Consider the following 18,380-nt stretch of genomic DNA (forward strand, 5'->3'; position numbering starts at 1 on the left):
TCCCGTGCAACCAGACCGCACGCTAGCACCGAACACACCGATTCGAACATCGAATTTTTCGCAGATGACAACTACCAGTGGCCTTACAGTCATCAATTTCTTGAGAGCAGACTGCCTGGGCGTGCCAATGATCAGGGCCAGCGGACTGCCGGTGGCATCGAGGACAAGATCGATTCCACATTGCCGCCAGTCTTCAGGCCGAAAATGGTACCGCGGTCGTAGAGAAGGTTGAACTCCACGTAGCGGCCGCGACGGATCAGTTGCTCGTCGCGGTTCTCTTCGGTCCAGGGCCGGTTGAAATTGCCGCGGACGATCTTCGGGTAGAGGAGGTTGAAGGCGCGGCCGACATCCTGCGTGAAGGCGAAATCGGCATCCCAGCCGCCTTTTTCCGCGTCCGAATGGAGCCAGTCGAAAAAGATGCCGCCGACGCCGCGGGGCTCGTTGCGGTGCTTCAGGAAGAAATAGTCTTCGCACCATGCCTTGTAGCGGGGGTAATCGGCGACCGCGTGCCGATTACATGTGATTTCCATGACCCGGTGGAAAAGCTGGGTATCGGGGTCTTCCTGGCTGCGGCGGATGTCGAGGACCGGCGTCAGGTCGGCGCCGCCACCGAACCACTGGCTGGTGGTGACGACCATGCGGGTGTTCATGTGCACTGCCGGCACATTGGGATTGACCGGATGGGCGATGAGCGAAATGCCCGACGCCCAGAATGCGGGGTCTTCGTCGGCGCCGGGGATCTGCTTGCGGAATTCTTCGGAAAACTCGCCGTGGACGGTGGACGTGTGGACGCCGACCTTCTCGAAGACGCGGCCTTCCATCATCGACATCGTACCGCCGCCGCCTTCGCCCTCGTTGCGAAGCCAGTTCTTCCGGGTAAAGCGGCCGGGCGGCTGATCGGAGAGCGGGCCGGTCAGCTCGTCTTCCAAAGCCTCGAAGGAAGCACAGATCGTGTCGCGGAGGCTCTCGAACCAGGCTCTCGCGGCTGCCTTCTTCTCTTCGAGATTTTCGGGCAGTTCCTTGAGCAATGCCGGCCGTTCCATGGTCTTTTCCTTTTCCGCTATGCCTTTGATCTGATTCCGTATCCTCGCCGGCGGCACTTAGCATCTCAGACTTGCGCCGGCCATTCCCAAGCGCGTGAGACCGCCCGTTTTAAGACAGGAAAACAGACTCGCAATGCGTGTGAGACCATATTATCTTGATGTCACCAGGTGCCGATAAGAGGGTTTGATGGCGAAATTCACACCCCCGCCACTCGACGGGCTGAAGCGCAGAATTCACCGCCACCGGCAGGAACAGGCCGGCGGACCGGGCAGTATGTTCGTGCGCGAGACATTTCTGATGACCCGCGAGGATGCCCGCGAAAAAGCGCGGCAATGGTTCGACGAATTTCCGAAGGCTGCCTACTGGACCGAAGTGGAAAGCTGGCGCCAGCTGGAGGGCGACCGCATCGAGTTCACCATGCGGAGACTTCCGACGGCGGACTAAGGAAGTCCCTCAGGCGCCGGGTTCGGCGAGGCGAAGGCGGCTTTCGATCAGTGCGCCGCTGTCATCGAGGATCGGATGCGCAACCGACACGATGTGCGCGTTGATGCGTTTGAGGTCACGCAGCATGTCGAGATGCAGCGAGCTGGTCTGCAGGCTTTCCAGTCGTCCGTCACGCAACCGCTCCAGATGCTTTTCGGCGGACCGCTTTTCGAGCCGACGGACTTCCACCTTGATTTCCATCAACTGCCGCGCCAGCGCCAGATCGCCGGTCTGGAAGATCGTCTGGGCGGTTCTCAGGTTGTCGACGGTCAGGCTGAGCAGCACCTGCAATTCATCGAAGCCGTCGTCCGAGAACTTGAGGCCGTGCGCGATCTTCTTGCGAACCTGTTCGGCGATGCCCTTTTCGATGATGTCGCCGATATGTTCGAGGTTGATCGCGTAATCGATGATGGCGATGGAGCGGCGGGCGTTCTCCGCATCGAGACCGGTGCGGCCCAGTTCCGACAGGTAGAGCTTCACATCCTGATGAAGGTGATCGACCCGTGACTCGAGCCCGGCGATGTCTGCAAGTGGGGCGATATCGTTACGTTTGAAGGCATTTTCGGTGCGGATCAGCATGCGCTCGATGGTGTCGCCGACGCCCAGCACTTCGCGCGTCGCGTTGGCGAGCGCCATCACCGGGTTGTCGAGCGCGTCCTGATCGAGGAAGCGGGGGCCGTCGTCTCGCTGCGGATCATCAGGGACGAGGCGAGCTGCAAGGCGGGAGACTTGGGCTGAGAACGGGAATACGACCAGCGCAAGCAGGATATTGAAGGCGAGGTGCGCATCGACCGGGAGCTTTTCCGGCGACAGCGGCAGGGCTTGAACGGCATCGGCGACAGGGCCCGCGAGCGGCAACGCGATGGCGCAACCGATGCCGCGGGTGACAAGGTTGCCGAGCGTGATGCGTCTTGCGGCAGCGGGCGCAGAGAGAGTGGCGACGACGGGCGGAATGGCGCCACCGAGATTGGCGCCGAGGATCAGCACAATTACCAGGCCGGCGGAGACATTTCCGGTCGAGGCGAGCGAGAGGATCAGCACCACGACCGCCAGGCTGGACGACGAAACGAAAGCCAGAACCGCCGACAGGATCAGCGCCACCGGCCACGCGTCATCGAGCAGGCCGATAAAGGCCGCGAGCGCCGGCGACTGGCGCATCGGTTCGGTGGCGAGCCCAAGCAGATGCAGCGACAGCAGCATCAGGCCGACGCCTATCATGGCCGTGCCGCCGCCTTTGCGGGCTGGCGATGCACCGCGAAGCATGACCAGACCGATGAGGATGAGAAGCGGCGACAGCCACTCGATGCCGGTCGCGACCAGCCAGGCGGTAACGGCGGTGCCGACATTGGCGCCGAGGAGCACGATCTGCGCCATGCGTGGACGCACCATGCCGCGTTCGGCAAACGAGGCGAGCGTCAGTGCGGTCGCGGTCGAACTTTGCAAGGCGATCGTGGCGACAAGGCCGGAGACGAAGGAGCGCAGGGTGCTGCTGGTGCCGCGGGCTAGACCCGTCTTGAGGCGTGTCCCGAAGGCGCGGGTGACGCCATCCTTGACCTGCGCAAGGCCAAACAGAAGCAGGGCCACGGCGCCGAAAAGATTGATGATCACGATGGTGGATTGCATATCGGATTGTCTTCGCCCGGGGACGGTTCCTATCGAATGAAGTGCGATAATGAATTGCCGGCTAACGAATATAGGCCGATTACGCCGATGTGCAAATCACTGTTCGCGACAGTTTTTTACGCGTTTTGGCGCGGGGTCGGAGCGCGGATCAGGCGGCGTCTTCGATGGCTTGCTCTTTCACCATGACCGGCATGAGTTTGAGACCCAAAGCCTTCATCACCTTCAGGATGGTGGTAAATTCCGGGTTGCCTTCGCCCCTCAAGGCCTTGTAGAGCGCCGCGCGGCTCATGCCTGTCTTGCGGGCAAGCTTGCTCATGTTGCGGGCCTTGGCAACCGTGCCAAGGCATTTGGCGATGAAGGCCGGATCGCCTTCCTCGAAGGCTGCGACCATGAATTCGTGGATTCCTTCTTCGGTATCCAGATATTCAGAAGGATCGAATAGACGGGTCTCGAGGGGCATCGCTAATCTCTCCACGCACTTGCCAGTCGCTTTGCCTCGGCGATATCGCGCTGCTGACTGCTTCTGTCGCCACCGCACAGAAGGACGACAACGGTGTCTCAGCGCTTTATGAAATAGAGTCGGTAGCCAGGGGCATGATCGACACGCATTTCTCCGCATCATAGAGTAAACTCAGGCGTGTAAAATATGCGAAATGCGCGTGAGGTTTATGCGGTGAAACCCGTCTGCCGCAGCGCTTCTCCTGATATCATTGCGGCCGACATGGCGACGTTGATGGAGCGCTGTCCTTCGCGCATCGGGATCAGTATGCGGGCATCCGCCGTTTCGTGGACGAGGTCCGGAACGCCGGCGCTCTCGCGGCCGAACAGCAGGATGTCGCCGGGCTGAAACTGGAAGTCCACGTAGGGTTGGGCGGCCTTTGTGGAGGCGAGGACCAGCCGCCGGTTTTCGGATCTCCGCCAATCGTCGAACTGCTGCCAGTTGACGTGGCGGGTAAGTTCGACGTTTGCCAGGTAATCCATTCCTGAGCGTTTCAGGTTGCGATCGGAAATATCGAAGCCCGCCGGTTCGATGATATCGACGCCGAGGCCGAGGCAGGCGGCGAGCCTCAGGATCGTGCCGGTATTGCCGGGAATGTCAGGCTGGTAGAGGGCGATGCGCAGCTTTGTCATGGTTTTCCTTAAGCCGAGCCGGCCTGTGAGCTCAAGCGTTTGAGGGCGGTTTCGATCGGATTGCCGCAGATTTGGGACTTTTCAAAATGGCAATGAACGGGTAAAAGGGCATCGATCTTTAACGCCAGCCTATGGAGGCCTTCATGGATATGACCGTGCTTATGCGCCTCCGCCCCCCGGTATTTGTCCGACAGGCTTAGGCGTCCGCGGTTTCACGCAGTCTTTTCACCATTGTATTTTGCACGGCCGATATCCGGCAGCGCTCACCACATAACTGACCGGTTCGCCGTCGGCGCGTTTGCGTTGCGTGAAGCGGGTCCGATTGACGGAGCTATCAATGTTTTCCTGGTTCGAACGGCGGGTTCACCCTTATCCCGAGGAGACCCCAGGCCTGCCGCCTGCCGGCCTGATCGCCTTCCTCTGGCACTATACCAAGCCGGTCTGGCCCTGGGTGCTGATCATGTCGGTCTGCACGATGTTCATCGCGCTCGGCGAAGTGATGCTGTTCCAGTTTCTGGGCAATATCGTCGACTGGCTGACGCATGCGGAGCGTTCGACTTTCCTTGCGAACGAGGGAATGACGCTGGTTGCCATGGCGTTGATGGTGCTGGTCGGGCTGCCGCTGGTCGCCGGCCTCAATTCTCTCATCATGCACCAGATCCTGATGGGCAATTTTCCGATGATCGCCCGCTGGCAGATGCACCGGTTCCTGCTCAACCACTCGATGACCTTCTTTGCCAACGAGTTTGCGGGTCGCGTCTCGACCAAGGTCATGCAGACGTCGCTGGCGATCCGCGAAGTGGTGATGAAGGTGCTCGACGTCTTCGTCTATGTGGCAACCTACTTCATCTCGATGGTGGCGGTGGTTGCGGTCGCGGATATCCGTCTGGCGGTCCCGTTGGTGGTATGGATCGCCTTCTATTCGTCGACGGTTGCCTACTACGTGCCGAAGCTCCGGAAGATTTCGGCGGCGCAGGCGGATGCGCGCTCGATGATGACCGGGCGTGTCGTCGACAGCTACACCAACATCGCGACGGTGAAGCTGTTTTCGCATTCCGGCCGTGAGGAAGACTACGCCAAGGATGCGATGGACGTGTTCCTGAAGACCGTGCATGGGCAGATGCGCAAGGTGACCGCGTTCCAGGTGCTGGTCTATTTCTACAACTGTGCAGCCCTGTTTGCCGTCGCGACGCTGTCGATCTGGTTCTGGCTGGACAGCGCGATCTCGATCGGCGCCATTGCCATCGCGATCGGCCTTGCAATGCGCATCAACGGCATGTCGCAGTGGATCATGTGGGAAGTCTCGGCGCTGTTTGAGAATATCGGCACGGTCTATGACGGCATGTCGATGATGACCAAGCCGCATGACGTCACCGACGTCGAGGACGCGTCGAAGCTTTCGGCAGCAAAGGGCCATATCGTCTATGACGACGTGCGCTTCCATTACGGCAAGGCAGCGGGTGTCATCGACGGGCTGACGCTGGATATCAAGGCCGGCGAGAAGGTTGGTCTGGTCGGGCGCTCCGGGGCCGGGAAGACGACTCTGATGAACCTGCTCTTGCGGTTCTACGATCTGGAAAGCGGGCGGATCACCATCGACGGGCAGGACATTGCCGGTGTGACGCAGGACAGTTTGCGGTCCTTGGTCGGCGTGGTGACGCAGGACACGTCGCTGCTGCATCGCTCGATCCGCGACAATATCGCCTATGGCCGGCCGGACGCGACCGATGCCGAGATCATCGAGGCGACCAAGCGGGCCAATGCCTGGGACTTCGTGGAAAGCCTCGTCGATCTTCAGGGGCGCAAGGGGCTCGACGCGCATGTGGGCGAGCGCGGCGTCAAGCTTTCGGGTGGCCAGCGTCAGCGGATCGCGATCGCCCGCGTGTTCCTGAAAGATGCGCCGATCCTGGTGCTGGACGAGGCGACCTCTGCGCTGGATTCGGAAGTCGAAGCGGCAATCCAGGAAAACCTGTTTGCCCTGATGCAGGGCAAGACGGTCATCGCCATCGCGCATCGGCTGTCGACGCTCACGGAGATGGACCGGGTGATCGTGCTCGACCGGGGCGCCATCGTCGAGACCGGCACGCATCGCGAACTGGCGGATCAGGGCGGCATCTATGCGGACCTCTGGAACCGTCAGTCCGGCGGCTTCATCGGGCATGAGGACGAGGGCCAGGCTGCCGAGTAAACCGTTGACGGAAGAGGCTTGCGGTCGCCGGGGAAACCGGCGGCCGACAACGGTCGTCACGCGTCCGATGGGCGCTGGACGCTTCCGATCGGCGGGATGGCGCGACGGCAACGATTTATCACTTGTTGCGCATGTTCCGAGCCACCCCGGGATGGTCGCTCACGCTCTCGGCGGCTCCCTAGGGAGCGACGCCGCGGTTAGCGAAACATTCAACGATGTCAGGTATTTGCGACGACGCTAATATTTTTTTATGGCCGAGACGCAGTAAGTTTTTCTTTATCTAAAGCTGTCAAGTCTCGAGGGATTAAACTCCCTCTCATTTCGGCTCCGGTCCCAGATGTTCAGCAAGATAAAGATCAAGTTTCTTCTGCCCGCTCTCTTCGGCATCACCGTTCTGCTGGTGATCCTTCAGGGCGCACTCGCCATGCGCTCCGTCAACCAGCTCGATGCTCAGACGTCCAATATCAGCCGTCGCATGGAACGCTCGGTGATGACCTCCAATATGGACAGGATCCTGTCCGATATCCGGCGTCTTTATTTGATGGCGCTTTCGGCCAGCAATGCCGCTGACCAGAAGCAGTGGCTCGATCAGATCCGCGCCAAGACGCAAGAGCGTGCCGAGGCTTTCAAGACATTCGCCGACACGGCCAGCCTCGATGTGACCAAGGACAAGATCGAAAAGCTCGAGGCGATCGTTGCCGATTACGACAAGCTGGGAGCTCAGTTCGTCAGCCTGCTGGGGGCCTCGCGGGTCTATGAGGCCAAGGCCGTCATCGCGCAGATGGTGCCCAAAGGCGGCGAGGCCGGCGATGTGATGCTGGACATGATCAACGACAACCGGCTGCACAGCCTCGAATACGGCAAGGTCGCAGATAGCGCCGCACGGTTTGCAGCCATCTCGACGATTGTCGTCGTCGTCTTCGCAACACTTCTCGCGCTTGCTGCAGGGCTTTTGTCCTACTTCCGCGTTGCGCGCCCGATTGCCGACATTACCGGTTCGATGAACACGCTTGCCTCCGGTAATGCGCAGGTTGCGATCCCTTACGCGGGGCGGAAGGATGAAATCGGCGAGATGGCAGCAGCCGTTTCCGTGTTTCGCAACAACGCCCTGGAGCGCGAGCGCCTGGAGCGGGAAACCGAAGCCAGCCGTTCGATGAGCGAGAGCGAGCGGATTGCTCGCGAGGAGCAGAAGGCGCATGAGGCTGCCGAGGTTTCGTTTGCCGTCGATAGTCTTGCCAACGGTCTGAACAGCCTGTCGCACGGCGATATGACCTTCCGCATCGGTCAGCCGTTCGCCGGACAGCTCGATCAGCTGCGCGTCAACTTCAACGCCTCGATGGACAATCTGCAGACTGTCCTTCGGTCGGTCGGCGACAATGCCCGGATGATCGATGCCGGTGCCAACGAGATCCGCTCTGCCGCAGACGATCTGTCGAAGCGTACCGAGCAGCAGGCGGCATCGGTCGAAGAGACCGCTGCGGCGCTCGAGGAAGTAACGACGGCCGTGAAGGATTCGGCAGCCCGTGCCGGAGAAGCCGGCAAGCTCGTCGAGCACACCCGCAACGGTGCCGAAAAGTCCGGCGATATCGTTCGCCAGGCCGTCGTTGCGATGGAAGCGATCGAAAAGTCGTCCGGCGAGATCGGCAACATCATCGGTGTGATTGACGACATCGCTTTCCAGACCAATCTTCTGGCGCTGAACGCCGGTGTCGAGGCAGCCAGGGCCGGCGAGGCCGGCAAAGGCTTTGCGGTCGTTGCCCAGGAAGTCCGCGAACTTGCCCAGCGGTCCGCGAAAGCGGCGCGTGAGATCAAGGTTCTGATCGGTGCTTCGGGCGAAAAGGTGCGTGACGGCGTTGCGCTGGTCGGCCAGACAGGGGCTGCCTTGCAATCGATCGTGACCGAAGTGCAGCAGATTAACACGAACGTCGCCTCGATCGTCGTGTCTTCGCGTGAGCAGTCGACGGGTCTGTCGGAGATCAGCACCTCGGTCAATCATATGGACCAGGGCACCCAGCAGAACGCGGCCATGGTAGAGCAGACGACGGCTGCCAGCCACAGCCTTGCCGCGCAGGCCGCATCGCTGATCGAGCTTTTGGCACAGTTCAAGCTGGAAGAGGGACGTAGTGCCGTCCGCTCGGCCACGCCTGCATCGCGACCGGCACAGTCACCCGTGCGTGCAATGGGCAACCGGATTGCCTCGGCATTCGGCGGCGGTCAGGCTGCGGCCAAGCAGGAATGGTCGGAGTTCTGATCCTCTGCCAAAATGATGAGTTCTGGAAACGGCTGCTTCGGCGGCCGTTTTCGTTTTGAAGCCCGCCTTATGAAAAGCGGGCGATTGCGGAATTATCCGGCGACAGCCGCATCCCAGCCTTTGCCCCTTTCGAAATCCGCCTATATCCTGCGGCATGATCATTCGTCTCTTCCGCGCCTTCGAAAATTATGTTCAGCCGTTTGCGCGCAAGGACGATCTGCGTCCGCCCGAAGACGTGTTCGCCTTTATCTGGTTCTACATCTCGCAGGCCAAGGCGCCGTTCTTCGGGATGCTCATTCTGGGTGGTCTGACGGCGGCGATCGAGGCGGCGCTGTTCTGGTTCGTCGGGCGGCTCGTGGATATCCTGTCGACGATCAAGCCGGGTGACGGCTGGACGGTGCTGCTCGACCAGCATGGCGGCGAGCTGTTGGGCATGCTGGTGCTGATCGGTGTCGTGCGCTTCCTGGTGACGATGTCGACCGCGCTGATCGACCAGCAGATCATTACGCCCGGGTTCTACAACCTGATGCGCTGGCAGTCCTACATGCATGTTGCGCGCCAATCGCTGTCGTTTTTCCAGAACGACTTTTCCGGCCGGATCGTCACCAAGGTCTGGTCGGGCGGGCAGGCGGCGGGCGATCTCGTGACCTCGCTGATGGAAAGCGTCTGGTTCGTCACGATCTATTCCGTCTCCATGCTGGTCCTGGTCGGCGGGCTCGACTTGCGGCTCGGCGTACTGGTTTGCGTCTGGGTGCTGGTGTTCGGATTTCTGGCCCGTTATTTCGTGCCGCGCATTCGGTACCACTCGCGCGAGACGGCGGAGGCTGCCTCCATGCTCAACGGCCGCATGGTCGACGCCTACAGCAATATCCAGACGCTGAAACTGTTCGGGCGCGACGAGGCCAATGACCGCTACATGCGGCAGGGCTTTGAGACCTATCAGACCACGCTCATCCACTTTACCCGTTTCATCACCGGCGTCCGGGCGTCGATGGCGCTTCTGTCGGGCATCATGATCAGCAGCATGGCGGCGCTGTCGATCCATCTGTGGCTGTCCGGGCTGATCAGTTCCGGCGCGGTCGCCTTTACCTTGGCGCTGGTGCTGCGGCTCAATTTCCTGCTCGGCCGTCTGATGACCCAGTTCAACGGCATCATGCGCAATTTCGGCACCGTCCAGAATGCGGCCGAGCTGATCTCAAAGCCGATCGGGTTGGTGGATGTGCCCGGCGCGACGGAGCTGAAGGTGGAGCAGCCGGAGATTCGGTTTGAGAACATCCGGTTTCACTACGGCAAGGGCGAGGGCGTGATCGACAACCTGTCGCTCTCCATCCGGGCGGGAGAGAAGATCGGGATCGTCGGACGATCCGGTGCGGGCAAGTCGACGCTCGTCAACCTGCTGCTGCGCTTCTACGATCTGGAGGGCGGGCGCATCCTGATCGACGGGCAGGACATTGCGACGGTGAGCCAGGAGTCGCTGCGTGCCAATCTCGGCATGGTGACGCAGGACACGTCGCTGCTGCATCGCTCGCTTCGCGACAACATCCTGTTCGGGAGACCCGATGCGACCGACGCACAGCTTCTCGATGCGGCCAAGAAGGCCGAGGCAGACGGGTTTATCCAGACGCTGACCGACCAGCGCGGCCGGCGCGGCTTCGATGCGCATGTGGGCGAGCGCGGCGTGAAACTGTCGGGCGGACAGCGACAGCGGGTGGCGATTGCCCGGGTGATGCTGAAGGACGCGCCAATCCTGGTGCTGGACGAGGCAACATCGGCGCTCGATTCGGAAGTGGAAGCTGCGATCCAGTCCAATCTGGAGCGGCTGATGCAGGGCAAGACTGTGCTTGCCATCGCGCACCGGCTTTCGACGATCGCGACGCTCGACCGGCTGATCGTGATGGACAAGGGCGCCATCATCGAGCAGGGGACCCATAACGAGCTGATTGCGGCGGGCGGTCTCTACGCGGATCTCTGGTCGCGCCAGTCTGGCGGGTTTCTGGGGATCGAAGACGAAGGCGACGTGGTCAAGGTCCGGTAATCGCGATGTCGGCGATCAGCCCGGCGTGGTTGGAGCCGTAGGTGTTCGGCATGCGGGTGAGCGACTTTATCTTGAGCGGGGCACGCACATAGACGTGGTCGATCGCCAGACCCAGCATCCGCGCCCGGACTGGCCAGGTGGGCGGCTCGAAGGCGGCGGTCTTCAGACCCGTCGAGTTCAGAAACATCCGCATGTTGGGTGGCAGGCTTGAGGCGTTGAAATCGCCTGACAGAACCAGCGGGCCATCGGTGGCGGTGATGGCGAGCGCTGCATTCATGAGTTCCATCGTGTGGAAGTTGTCGAAATACGGCTTCGTCGTATGGATGCCGACGACATGGACCTTGCGCCCGGAAACCGTGACCTCGCCCATGATAAAGCGATTGTCGAAGATATTGCTCAGGCTTCGAACCGAAGCGTTTTCGATCGGGTTTTTTGAAAACATGATCTGGTCGCACTCTTCCATAAGCACGCCGCAACCGACGCGGTAGGGATAGACCGTGGCGATCTGCGTCAGGTGTTCGTAAAGCGATTCGCCTTCCATGATGTTCACCACATCGGCGCCCGACGACAGGATGGCGCGGGTGATGCCCTCGGCATTTTCGTAGTTTTCGGAGAGGATGTTGAAGGACATCAGCCGGAAGGTCGGTGCGCTCTGATCGGCAGCCGTGACTTCCGCCGAAATTTCGCGCGCCATCCACAGCGGGTGCGCGGTCAAAAGCAGCGCGACGAGAAGCAGGGCATAGCTGGCGAGGTTGCGGTGGATGAGAAGCGCGACCGCCATGGCGACGACGCAGGCCGCGGCCGCATGAAATTGCAGGCTGTGGAGCGTTGCGAGGATCCAGTGAGGCCGCAGATAGCGTGTCAAGATCGCGAGAAGGACCAGCGACACGATGACGCAGATGGCGACCGATAACGTCTTTCTCATTCAGGATTTCCGAGCCGGCTGCCATGAAGCTTTCTGCCGCCTAGCATGCCGTTCCGCCACTGGCAACGCAACAGGCCCGGCCGGGGGCAAGGAAGGGCAGGCGATCTGGGGTTGTGGCCGCTTCGCCACGCCCGCGCGTCCCGGGGTGGGGCAGTTCGATCCAATGCGGCGCATATCCGGCAATACAGGGGGACGGTCCGCATCCTGGCCAGAATGTGGCGGGCAGGCACTTGCCAAGTTGGGACTTTATCTGCGATCAAGCACATGAGGCGCTATTTGCTGGGATTCCCAAGGCATGAGTGTGTCGGGGGAGCCGCGCGGAGGAGCGATGCGGATTTATCCGCTGGAGCGTGAGAGGATGACTGACCGTGAGCGAGCACGATACGCATAGTGCACGCGTGGAGCCCCATTCGGGTGAACCCACGCGGCGCGATTTCCTATATTTGACTACCGGCATGGCTGGCGCCGTGGGCGTCGCGGCCGTTGCCTGGCCGTTCATCGACCAGATGCGGCCTGATGCATCGACGCTTGCGCTCGCATCGATCGAAGTGAATGTCGCAGCTCTTGAGCCGGGTATGTCGCTCACCGTCAAATGGCGGGGCAAGCCGGTGTTCATCCGCAACCGGACGCCGAAGGAACTCGAAGAGGCCAACAAGGTCGAGCTTGCCGCGCTCAAGGATCCGGTGGCACGCAATGCCAACCTGCCGGCCGATGCGGAAGCGTCGGGCGTCGATCGTTCTGCCGGCGCCGGCAAGGAAAACTGGATCGTGATGATCGGCTCCTGCACCCATCTGGGTTGCGTGCCGCTCGGTCAGTCCGGGGACTTCGGCGGGTGGTTCTGTCCGTGTCATGGGTCGCACTACGATACGGCAGGCCGTATCCGTAAGGGACCTGCTCCGCAAAACCTGGCCATCCCGACGTTCGCATTTGCGTCGGATACCGTGATCCGGATCGGGTGAGGGGAGCATTCTCATGAGCGATCATTCGTCCTACCAGCCATCCACCGGCATTGAAAAATGGGTCGACCAGCGGCTGCCGCTGCCGCGTCTGATCCATGACAGTTTCATCTCGTTTCCGGTGCCGAGAAACCTCAACTACGCCTATACGTTCGGCGCCATGCTTGCGGTCATGCTGATCGTACAGATCCTGACCGGCGTCGTGCTGGCCATGCATTACACCGCATCGACAGTCGACGCGTTCGACTCGGTCGAGAAGATCATGCGCGACGTCAACCATGGTTGGCTGCTGCGCTACATGCACGCCAACGGCGCGTCGTTCTTCTTTATCGCCGTCTACCTGCATATCGGACGCGGTCTCTACTACGGTTCCTACAAGGCGCCGCGCGAAATCCTTTGGATCCTCGGCGTCGTCGTCTATCTCCTGATGATGGCGACCGGCTTCATGGGCTACGTTCTGCCCTGGGGACAGATGTCGTTCTGGGGTGCCACCGTCATCACCGGCTTCTTCTCGGCCTTCCCGCTGGTGGGTGAATGGATACAGCAGTTCCTGCTCGGCGGCTTTGCCGTCGACCAGCCGACGCTCAACCGCTTCTTCTCGCTGCATTACCTGCTGCCGTTCATGATAACGGGCGTCGTCATCCTGCACATCTGGGCACTGCATGTGACCGGCCAGACCAATCCGACCGGCGTCGAGATCAAGACGAAGACCGATACGGTGCCGTTTACGCCTTATGCGACGCTCAAGGATGCGCTCGGCGTTTCGGTGTTCCTGATCGTCTACGCCTGGTTCATCTTCTACATGCCGAACTATCTCGGCCATCCTGATAACTACATCCCGGCCGATGCATTGAAGACCCCGGCACATATCGTGCCCGAATGGTACTACCTGCCATTCTACGCGATGCTGCGGGCGATCACCTTCAACTTCCTGTTTATCGACTCGAAGCTCGGCGGCGTGCTGGTGATGTTCGGTGCGATCATCATCCTGTTCTTCGTGCCATGGCTCGATACGTCGAAGGTGCGCTCGGCCGTGTACCGGCCCTGGTACAAGACGTTCTACTGGATCTTCGTCGTCAACGCGATCCTGCTCGGCTGGCTCGGATCACAGCCGGCGGAAGGCATTTTCGTCGTGCTGTCGCAGATCGGGACGGCCTACTATTTCGGCTTCTTCCTCGTGATCATGCCGCTGCTCGGCCTGTTCGAGACACCACGCCGCATTCCGAATTCGATCACGGAAGCGGTGCTGGAGAAACAGGGCAGAACAGCCAATGCCGGCGTCGCGGCCGCTCAGGCAAATGCCTGAGCGCAGGCGGGAGGAGACATACATGAAGAAGATCACACTCGGCCTCGCTTCGCTCACACTGGCACTTGGCCTCACCATGGGATCGTTGAGCGCGCAGGAAAAGCATGACGTCGGCGCCGGCACAGCCGGTGGCGGCGGCGGTGACCATGCGGAAGGCGGCACGCCGCATTATCCGCTGCGTCATCCGGAACCTGTGGACTGGACCTTTGCCGGTCCCTTCGGCCACTACGACAAGGGCCAGCTGCAGCGCGGCCTCAAGGTCTATACGGAAGTCTGTTCCGCCTGCCATTCGATGCGGCTCGTGTCGTTCCGCACGCTCGAGGATCTCGGCTATTCGGACGGTCAGGTGAAGGCGCTTGCGGCCAATTACGAGGTGCAGGACGGTCCAAACGACGACGGCGAGATGTTTACCCGCAAGGCGGTACCATCGGACCACTTTCCGTCGCCCTATCCGAACGCCCAGGCGGCGGCGGCGGCCAACAACGGTGCTGCACCGCCGGATATGTCGTTGCTTGCCAAGGCGCGCGGCATCACCCGCGGCTTCCCGCAGTTCGTGTTCGACATCTTTACCCAGTACCAGGAAGGCGGCCCGGACTATATCCACGCGCTGCTGACCGGCTACCAGGATCCGCCTCCGGGCGTGGAAGTCGCACCGGGGACGCACTACAATCCGTACTTTGCCAATGCCTCAGCGCTCGCCATGGCCCCGCCGATCAGCAACGATCAGGTGAGCTATGACGACGGTACGCCGCAGACGGTGGATCAGTATTCGAAGGACGTCGCCGCGTTCCTGATGTTTACTGCCGAGCCGCATCTGGAAGAGCGCAAGCGCACCGGTTTCATGGTGATGATCTTCCTGGTGATCTTTACCGGGCTGATCTATCTGACCAAGAAATCGGTCTATGCCCGCAAGCCGGACTGAGCTTCAAAGTTTTGACCAAAAAGGCGGCTTCGGCCGCCTTTTTTCATGTCTTGCGATTAGCCGATCAGAGGTCCGGGCAGCCCCGTCCTTCGGCAGAGGTCAAAAATAGGTAACGGTGACGATCACCGTGTCGGTGTAGTTGCCGGCGGCAGCCGGTTGCGGAGCGACGCGGCCAAAGACAGGTATCGACTGCACGGCGCCGGCCCCTGTGCCGGAGACCAGTGCGCTACCTGTCGCACCCCAGGGTCGAGAATGGGCCTGATCGGCGTAAAGGCCGTAAGCGATCGTGTTGGTACCGGAGCGCATCAACCGTTGTTCCGGGTTGGTGGCCGCAGCCAGGCCGCCATCCATGGCGATGCTATAGGTCGAGTTCGGCGTGCAGGTGACGTCGACCCCACCGCTCGCAGTCACTTCGGAATCGATCAGGCCGTGAAGACCGAAATCGAGGTTCGAAACGGCGATCAGGCAGTTTGCCTGAACGGTTGCCTGGACGGTAAAGCTTGCCTGCGCCAGTGTCGCCGAGGTCGGTGCCGCGCAGTCGAGGGTACTTCCCTCTTCGTAGTAGAACCGCACCTCGCCGGTGGTGAACGAGGAGAGGTAGGTGCCGGTGCTAGCGCTCGTCTGGCCAGCAGACAACGCGCCGTATAGCGTCACGACGCCATTGGCCTCGCCATCAGATGCGGCGATGCGGATCGTCCGTGGCTGGCCGAGTGTCGTATCGTCATACGAACCCCAGCGGGTCGCGCGTCCGGCGTCGGCGTAGAGCTGGTAGCCGAGCTCGTTCGTGCCCGATCGCATGGTGCGGCTTCCGCCGGATGTGCCACCGCTACCGCTGCCGAGATTGCCGCAGAGCGTGACCGCCGTTGCATTGTCGCTGACGCCGCTGCAACTGATCGAAACCTGCGCCGTCGCATCGGCGGATGCGCCCGAGAGCGTATCGACATTGCCGAAATTGGCGGAGTCGATGTCGACGGTGCAGCTTGCGGCCGCGGCGTCGCCGGCGCCGGCTCCATAGAGCAGCAGGCCGATCGCGGCCTGGAGAAGAAGCGTTCTGAGGCGCTTAAGGCTGGCATATCGCATCGGTAATACTCACCTGTTTGCCCCGCTGGGGCTTGTATTGGAAGGTTGCAACGCAGGTGGTCTCATCCGGCAGCGTCAGGGTGAGGCGGTTGCTGGCTTTCAGATTTTCCACGAGCGTCTGGCCGTCATAGCCGACGACGAAAGGCTCCGATCCGGTCTTCGTCGTGCCACTGGCGCCGACTGCGATGGGTTTTCCGTCCGGTCCGGAGAAGGTCACCAGTGCGGCGTTCGCATCGACGTCCACCTCGAAGTTGACGACGATCCCCGACCGGTCGGCCGGCACCACGACGGTGCGGGTGGTGTTGACGACGGCGTCGAGCGGCAGATCCTCGGGGTCGATCGCAATGTGGTTTTCCTGATAGGAGCGCAGGTTCGGAAGGAGCAGCTTGCCGCCGCTGTTGGTGCGGCCGGCTGGTCTGTTCTCATGCTGGACCTCGACGCCGGGCGCGCCCGCATCGACGATGGCGAACGCGTCGTTGATGCGGTTCGAGGCGAAGACGCCGCCGCCGGCCGCGACCAGTGCTCCGTCAACGGTCAAACTCGCCCTTGTCTTGCTGCCCCGTTGGTCGACACGCGCCGCCACTTTCGCCGCCGAAGCGCGATAGCTGACCGCTGCCGAGTTGATCGCGTCATCCGACTGCGTCCGGCCAACGCTCCAGCCGTAGTCGCCGATCTGCTGACCCATCGTGCGGCTGACCGTCTGCGTCACGCTGGTTTCGTCTGACTGCGATGCTACCGACGTGCTGGCCGAGATGCGCTTGCCGATCGGGACGAAGAGGCTCGCATAGATGCCGATATTGCCGTCGGTCAGGCTTTTGATGGCGGAGACGGAAAAGGTGCTGTCGGTGAACACCGGGCGGCTGTAGGAAACGCCGAGGATACGCTGCCGGTCACCTTCTGCGGTCTCGGAATTGGTAAAGCTGAAGTTCAGGTTCGATCGGTCGAAAGGCATTGGGACCGAGACGGATACCTGGTCGAGCGCCTTGGGCGGCGCCGCCGATCCCAGCAAGATCCCGTCGGTTGAGCTGCGCTTGTCGGCTGTGACCGAGGCAATGTCCTGAAAACTGCCGAAGCTGCGCTGCATGCGGGCTCTGAGGTGAAAGCCCCGCATCTGTCTCTCCCAGGTCATGCCAACCTGCTCGCCTATTGCACCGTCGTGATAGCTGCCAGCGCCCGAGAGCGAGATGACGCCACTCCAAGGCGCGGCGAACACGGCGCCGACGCCGCCGTGGACGAGATCCTCGCCGCCCTCGGCATGGCTTTCCATCGTCAGCCAGTTGGTCACGCCGGTGCGCAGGGTCAGCGATCCGTAAGGGCGGGAATCGTAGTCGTTCGAGTCGATCCCGTAGCCGTGTCGCGCAAAGCCCAGCTCGGCGGAGAAATCGTAAAGCCCGCGGGCGAGCATCTGACTGGAGGCGATGAAGCTGCTTTCGGTCGACACCTGCTGCCCTTGAGCGTCGGTGACGACGACCCGGGCATTGCCGCTGCCGTCGACGAAGGGCAGGTTGGTGATGTCGAACGGACCTGCTCCGACCGAACTGGAAAAGCGCTTGGCATCATTGAGATAGACATCGACGGTGGAAGGCACGGCAGCGCTTGCCGACAGTTCCGGCACGGGAAAGGTGACCAGGTCGGATCGCAGCGAGAAGCTGCGCTGCACCTGCAGGCCTCCAAGACGGGTCGGGCGCGTCCAGTTCAGGCCGCCGGTGATGACGTCACCGGCGCTGTAGGTGATCATCGAGTCCTGGTCCGAATAGCGCCAGGTCGTGTCCAGGCGCGTCGAGCCGTAGTAGGTATCGTCAGAGGTGCTGGCGATAAATGTATTGCTGAGGACGCCCAGCGGGCTGAAATACAGGGCTTCGAAAGCGCCGCTCACGCCGGTGAAGCCGAACCGCGAATCCTTTTCGGAATTGTCGGAAGACGCGACGATATTGTAGTTGAGGAGTGCACCGGACGAGGATTGCGCCTTCAGTCTCGGTCTCTTCGGCGCACCGCCGCGCGGCGCCTTGGCGTCGATGATTTTTGCAGCGCGTTCGCTGTTCGATGCGGTAAAATCGATCGTTTGCTGCAGATCGTCGTAGACGAAAGTGACTGATGGTAGCTGATCGATGGTTACGCGGCCATCTTCGCCGATTGCCGTCTTGGCGGGCTTGATGCCGATATTGCGCAGCTGCTCGATCTCGATCGAGAGGGATCCGTCCGGTGCCTGCCGGAAGGCGGCAACGAGATCGGTCTTTACGCCGTTGATCGATACGTACAGATAGAGGTCGCTCGGCCCGCCCGTATCGGTGGCCGCAGGGACGTCAAAAGGATCCGCGTCGGCCGCCAGATCGGCATCCGGAGACGTATCCCCGGATGCCGCATGACCTGCGGTCGGCAGGACGAGGACGGCGAGGCACAAGTGCGCCAGGAGCAGGGCTGTCTGACGCGCCATGC

Annotated in this window: 14 protein-coding genes; 7 read left to right on the forward strand and 7 right to left on the reverse strand. The window is 61.4% G+C overall.

What is annotated here, in order from left to right; genetic code table 11:
- Positions 1-131: 131 nt before the first annotated feature.
- Positions 132-1,043, reverse strand: a complete 912-nt coding sequence (hemF, locus tag ACQY1J_RS09960) for an oxygen-dependent coproporphyrinogen oxidase (RefSeq protein ID WP_430251347.1) — start codon at positions 1,041-1,043, stop codon at positions 132-134.
- Positions 1,044-1,230: 187 nt separating this feature from the next.
- Here hemF and ACQY1J_RS09965 point away from each other — a divergent pair, with 187 nt between their 5' ends.
- Positions 1,231-1,488 carry a hypothetical protein gene (locus ACQY1J_RS09965; RefSeq protein ID WP_062455715.1) on the forward strand — a complete coding sequence of 86 codons (258 nt, stop codon included), beginning with the start codon at positions 1,231-1,233 and terminating at the stop codon, positions 1,486-1,488.
- Positions 1,489-1,497: 9 nt separating this feature from the next.
- On the opposite strand, the gene ACQY1J_RS09970 is transcribed toward ACQY1J_RS09965, so the two are convergent.
- The 3 genes from ACQY1J_RS09970 to ACQY1J_RS09980 all read right to left on the reverse strand — a co-directional run bounded on the left by ACQY1J_RS09970 (position 1,498) and on the right by ACQY1J_RS09980 (position 4,281).
- A complete protein-coding gene (locus tag ACQY1J_RS09970; protein ID WP_325262234.1) occupies positions 1,498-3,150 on the reverse strand; it encodes a Na/Pi cotransporter family protein in 1,653 nt (550 codons plus the stop codon).
- 148 nt (positions 3,151-3,298) lie between these two features.
- Complete coding sequence (locus tag ACQY1J_RS09975) at positions 3,299-3,610, reverse strand: addiction module antidote protein (protein WP_430251348.1); 312 nt, start codon at positions 3,608-3,610, stop codon at positions 3,299-3,301.
- Positions 3,611-3,816: 206 nt separating this feature from the next.
- The gene (locus tag ACQY1J_RS09980; protein ID WP_062582928.1) at positions 3,817-4,281 is read right to left on the reverse strand and encodes a tRNA (cytidine(34)-2'-O)-methyltransferase; all 465 of its coding nucleotides are present in this window, start codon (positions 4,279-4,281) and stop codon (positions 3,817-3,819) included.
- Positions 4,282-4,618: 337 nt separating this feature from the next.
- On the opposite strand from ACQY1J_RS09980, the gene ACQY1J_RS09985 reads away from it, so the two are divergent.
- From ACQY1J_RS09985 to ACQY1J_RS09995, 3 genes are all read left to right on the forward strand, one after another.
- Positions 4,619-6,469: an ABC transporter ATP-binding protein gene (locus ACQY1J_RS09985; protein ID WP_430251349.1), complete on the forward strand. Its 1,851-nt coding sequence runs from the start codon at positions 4,619-4,621 to the stop codon at positions 6,467-6,469.
- Positions 6,470-6,806: 337 nt separating this feature from the next.
- Positions 6,807-8,720 carry a HAMP domain-containing methyl-accepting chemotaxis protein gene (locus tag ACQY1J_RS09990; protein ID WP_430251350.1) on the forward strand — a complete coding sequence of 638 codons (1,914 nt, stop codon included), beginning with the start codon at positions 6,807-6,809 and terminating at the stop codon, positions 8,718-8,720.
- Between the two features lie 154 nt (positions 8,721-8,874).
- Positions 8,875-10,755, forward strand: a complete 1,881-nt coding sequence (locus ACQY1J_RS09995; RefSeq protein ID WP_192077212.1) for an ABC transporter ATP-binding protein — start codon at positions 8,875-8,877, stop codon at positions 10,753-10,755.
- On the opposite strand, the gene ACQY1J_RS10000 is transcribed toward ACQY1J_RS09995, so the two are convergent.
- The gene (locus ACQY1J_RS10000; RefSeq protein WP_430251351.1) at positions 10,742-11,680 is read right to left on the reverse strand and encodes an endonuclease/exonuclease/phosphatase family protein; all 939 of its coding nucleotides are present in this window, start codon (positions 11,678-11,680) and stop codon (positions 10,742-10,744) included. The two genes, ACQY1J_RS09995 and ACQY1J_RS10000, sit on opposite strands and share 14 nt — an antisense overlap.
- A 368-nt stretch (positions 11,681-12,048) precedes the next feature.
- Between ACQY1J_RS10000 and petA the strand changes: the two genes are divergently transcribed.
- Genes petA through ACQY1J_RS10015 form a run of 3 tightly spaced genes read left to right on the forward strand, consistent with a single transcriptional unit; the run spans position 12,049 to position 14,864 of the window.
- Positions 12,049-12,639, forward strand: a complete 591-nt coding sequence (petA, locus tag ACQY1J_RS10005; protein WP_062582935.1) for a ubiquinol-cytochrome c reductase iron-sulfur subunit — start codon at positions 12,049-12,051, stop codon at positions 12,637-12,639.
- A 13-nt stretch (positions 12,640-12,652) separates the two neighbouring features.
- Positions 12,653-13,942 (forward strand): cytochrome b, encoded by a 1,290-nt coding sequence (locus tag ACQY1J_RS10010; protein WP_430251352.1) that lies wholly within the window; start codon positions 12,653-12,655, stop codon positions 13,940-13,942.
- Positions 13,943-13,964: 22 nt separating this feature from the next.
- Positions 13,965-14,864 (forward strand): cytochrome c1, encoded by a 900-nt coding sequence (locus ACQY1J_RS10015; RefSeq protein WP_430251353.1) that lies wholly within the window; start codon positions 13,965-13,967, stop codon positions 14,862-14,864.
- 99 nt (positions 14,865-14,963) lie between these two features.
- Here ACQY1J_RS10015 and ACQY1J_RS10020 read toward each other — a convergent pair whose 3' ends face one another.
- Positions 14,964-15,944, reverse strand: coding sequence for a Csu type fimbrial protein (locus ACQY1J_RS10020; RefSeq protein ID WP_430251354.1), 981 nt, complete (start codon positions 15,942-15,944; stop codon positions 14,964-14,966).
- On the reverse strand, positions 15,925-18,378 hold the full coding sequence (locus ACQY1J_RS10025) for a fimbria/pilus outer membrane usher protein (RefSeq protein WP_430251355.1): 2,454 nt from the start codon (positions 18,376-18,378) through the stop codon (positions 15,925-15,927). Before ACQY1J_RS10025 ends, ACQY1J_RS10020 begins: the two co-directional genes overlap by 20 nt.
- Between the last annotated feature and the right edge of the window lie 2 nt (positions 18,379-18,380).

It is taken from the genome of Neorhizobium sp. DAR64860/K0K1, assembly GCF_050500205.1.
Lineage (GTDB): Bacteria > Pseudomonadota > Alphaproteobacteria > Rhizobiales > Rhizobiaceae > Neorhizobium > Neorhizobium soli.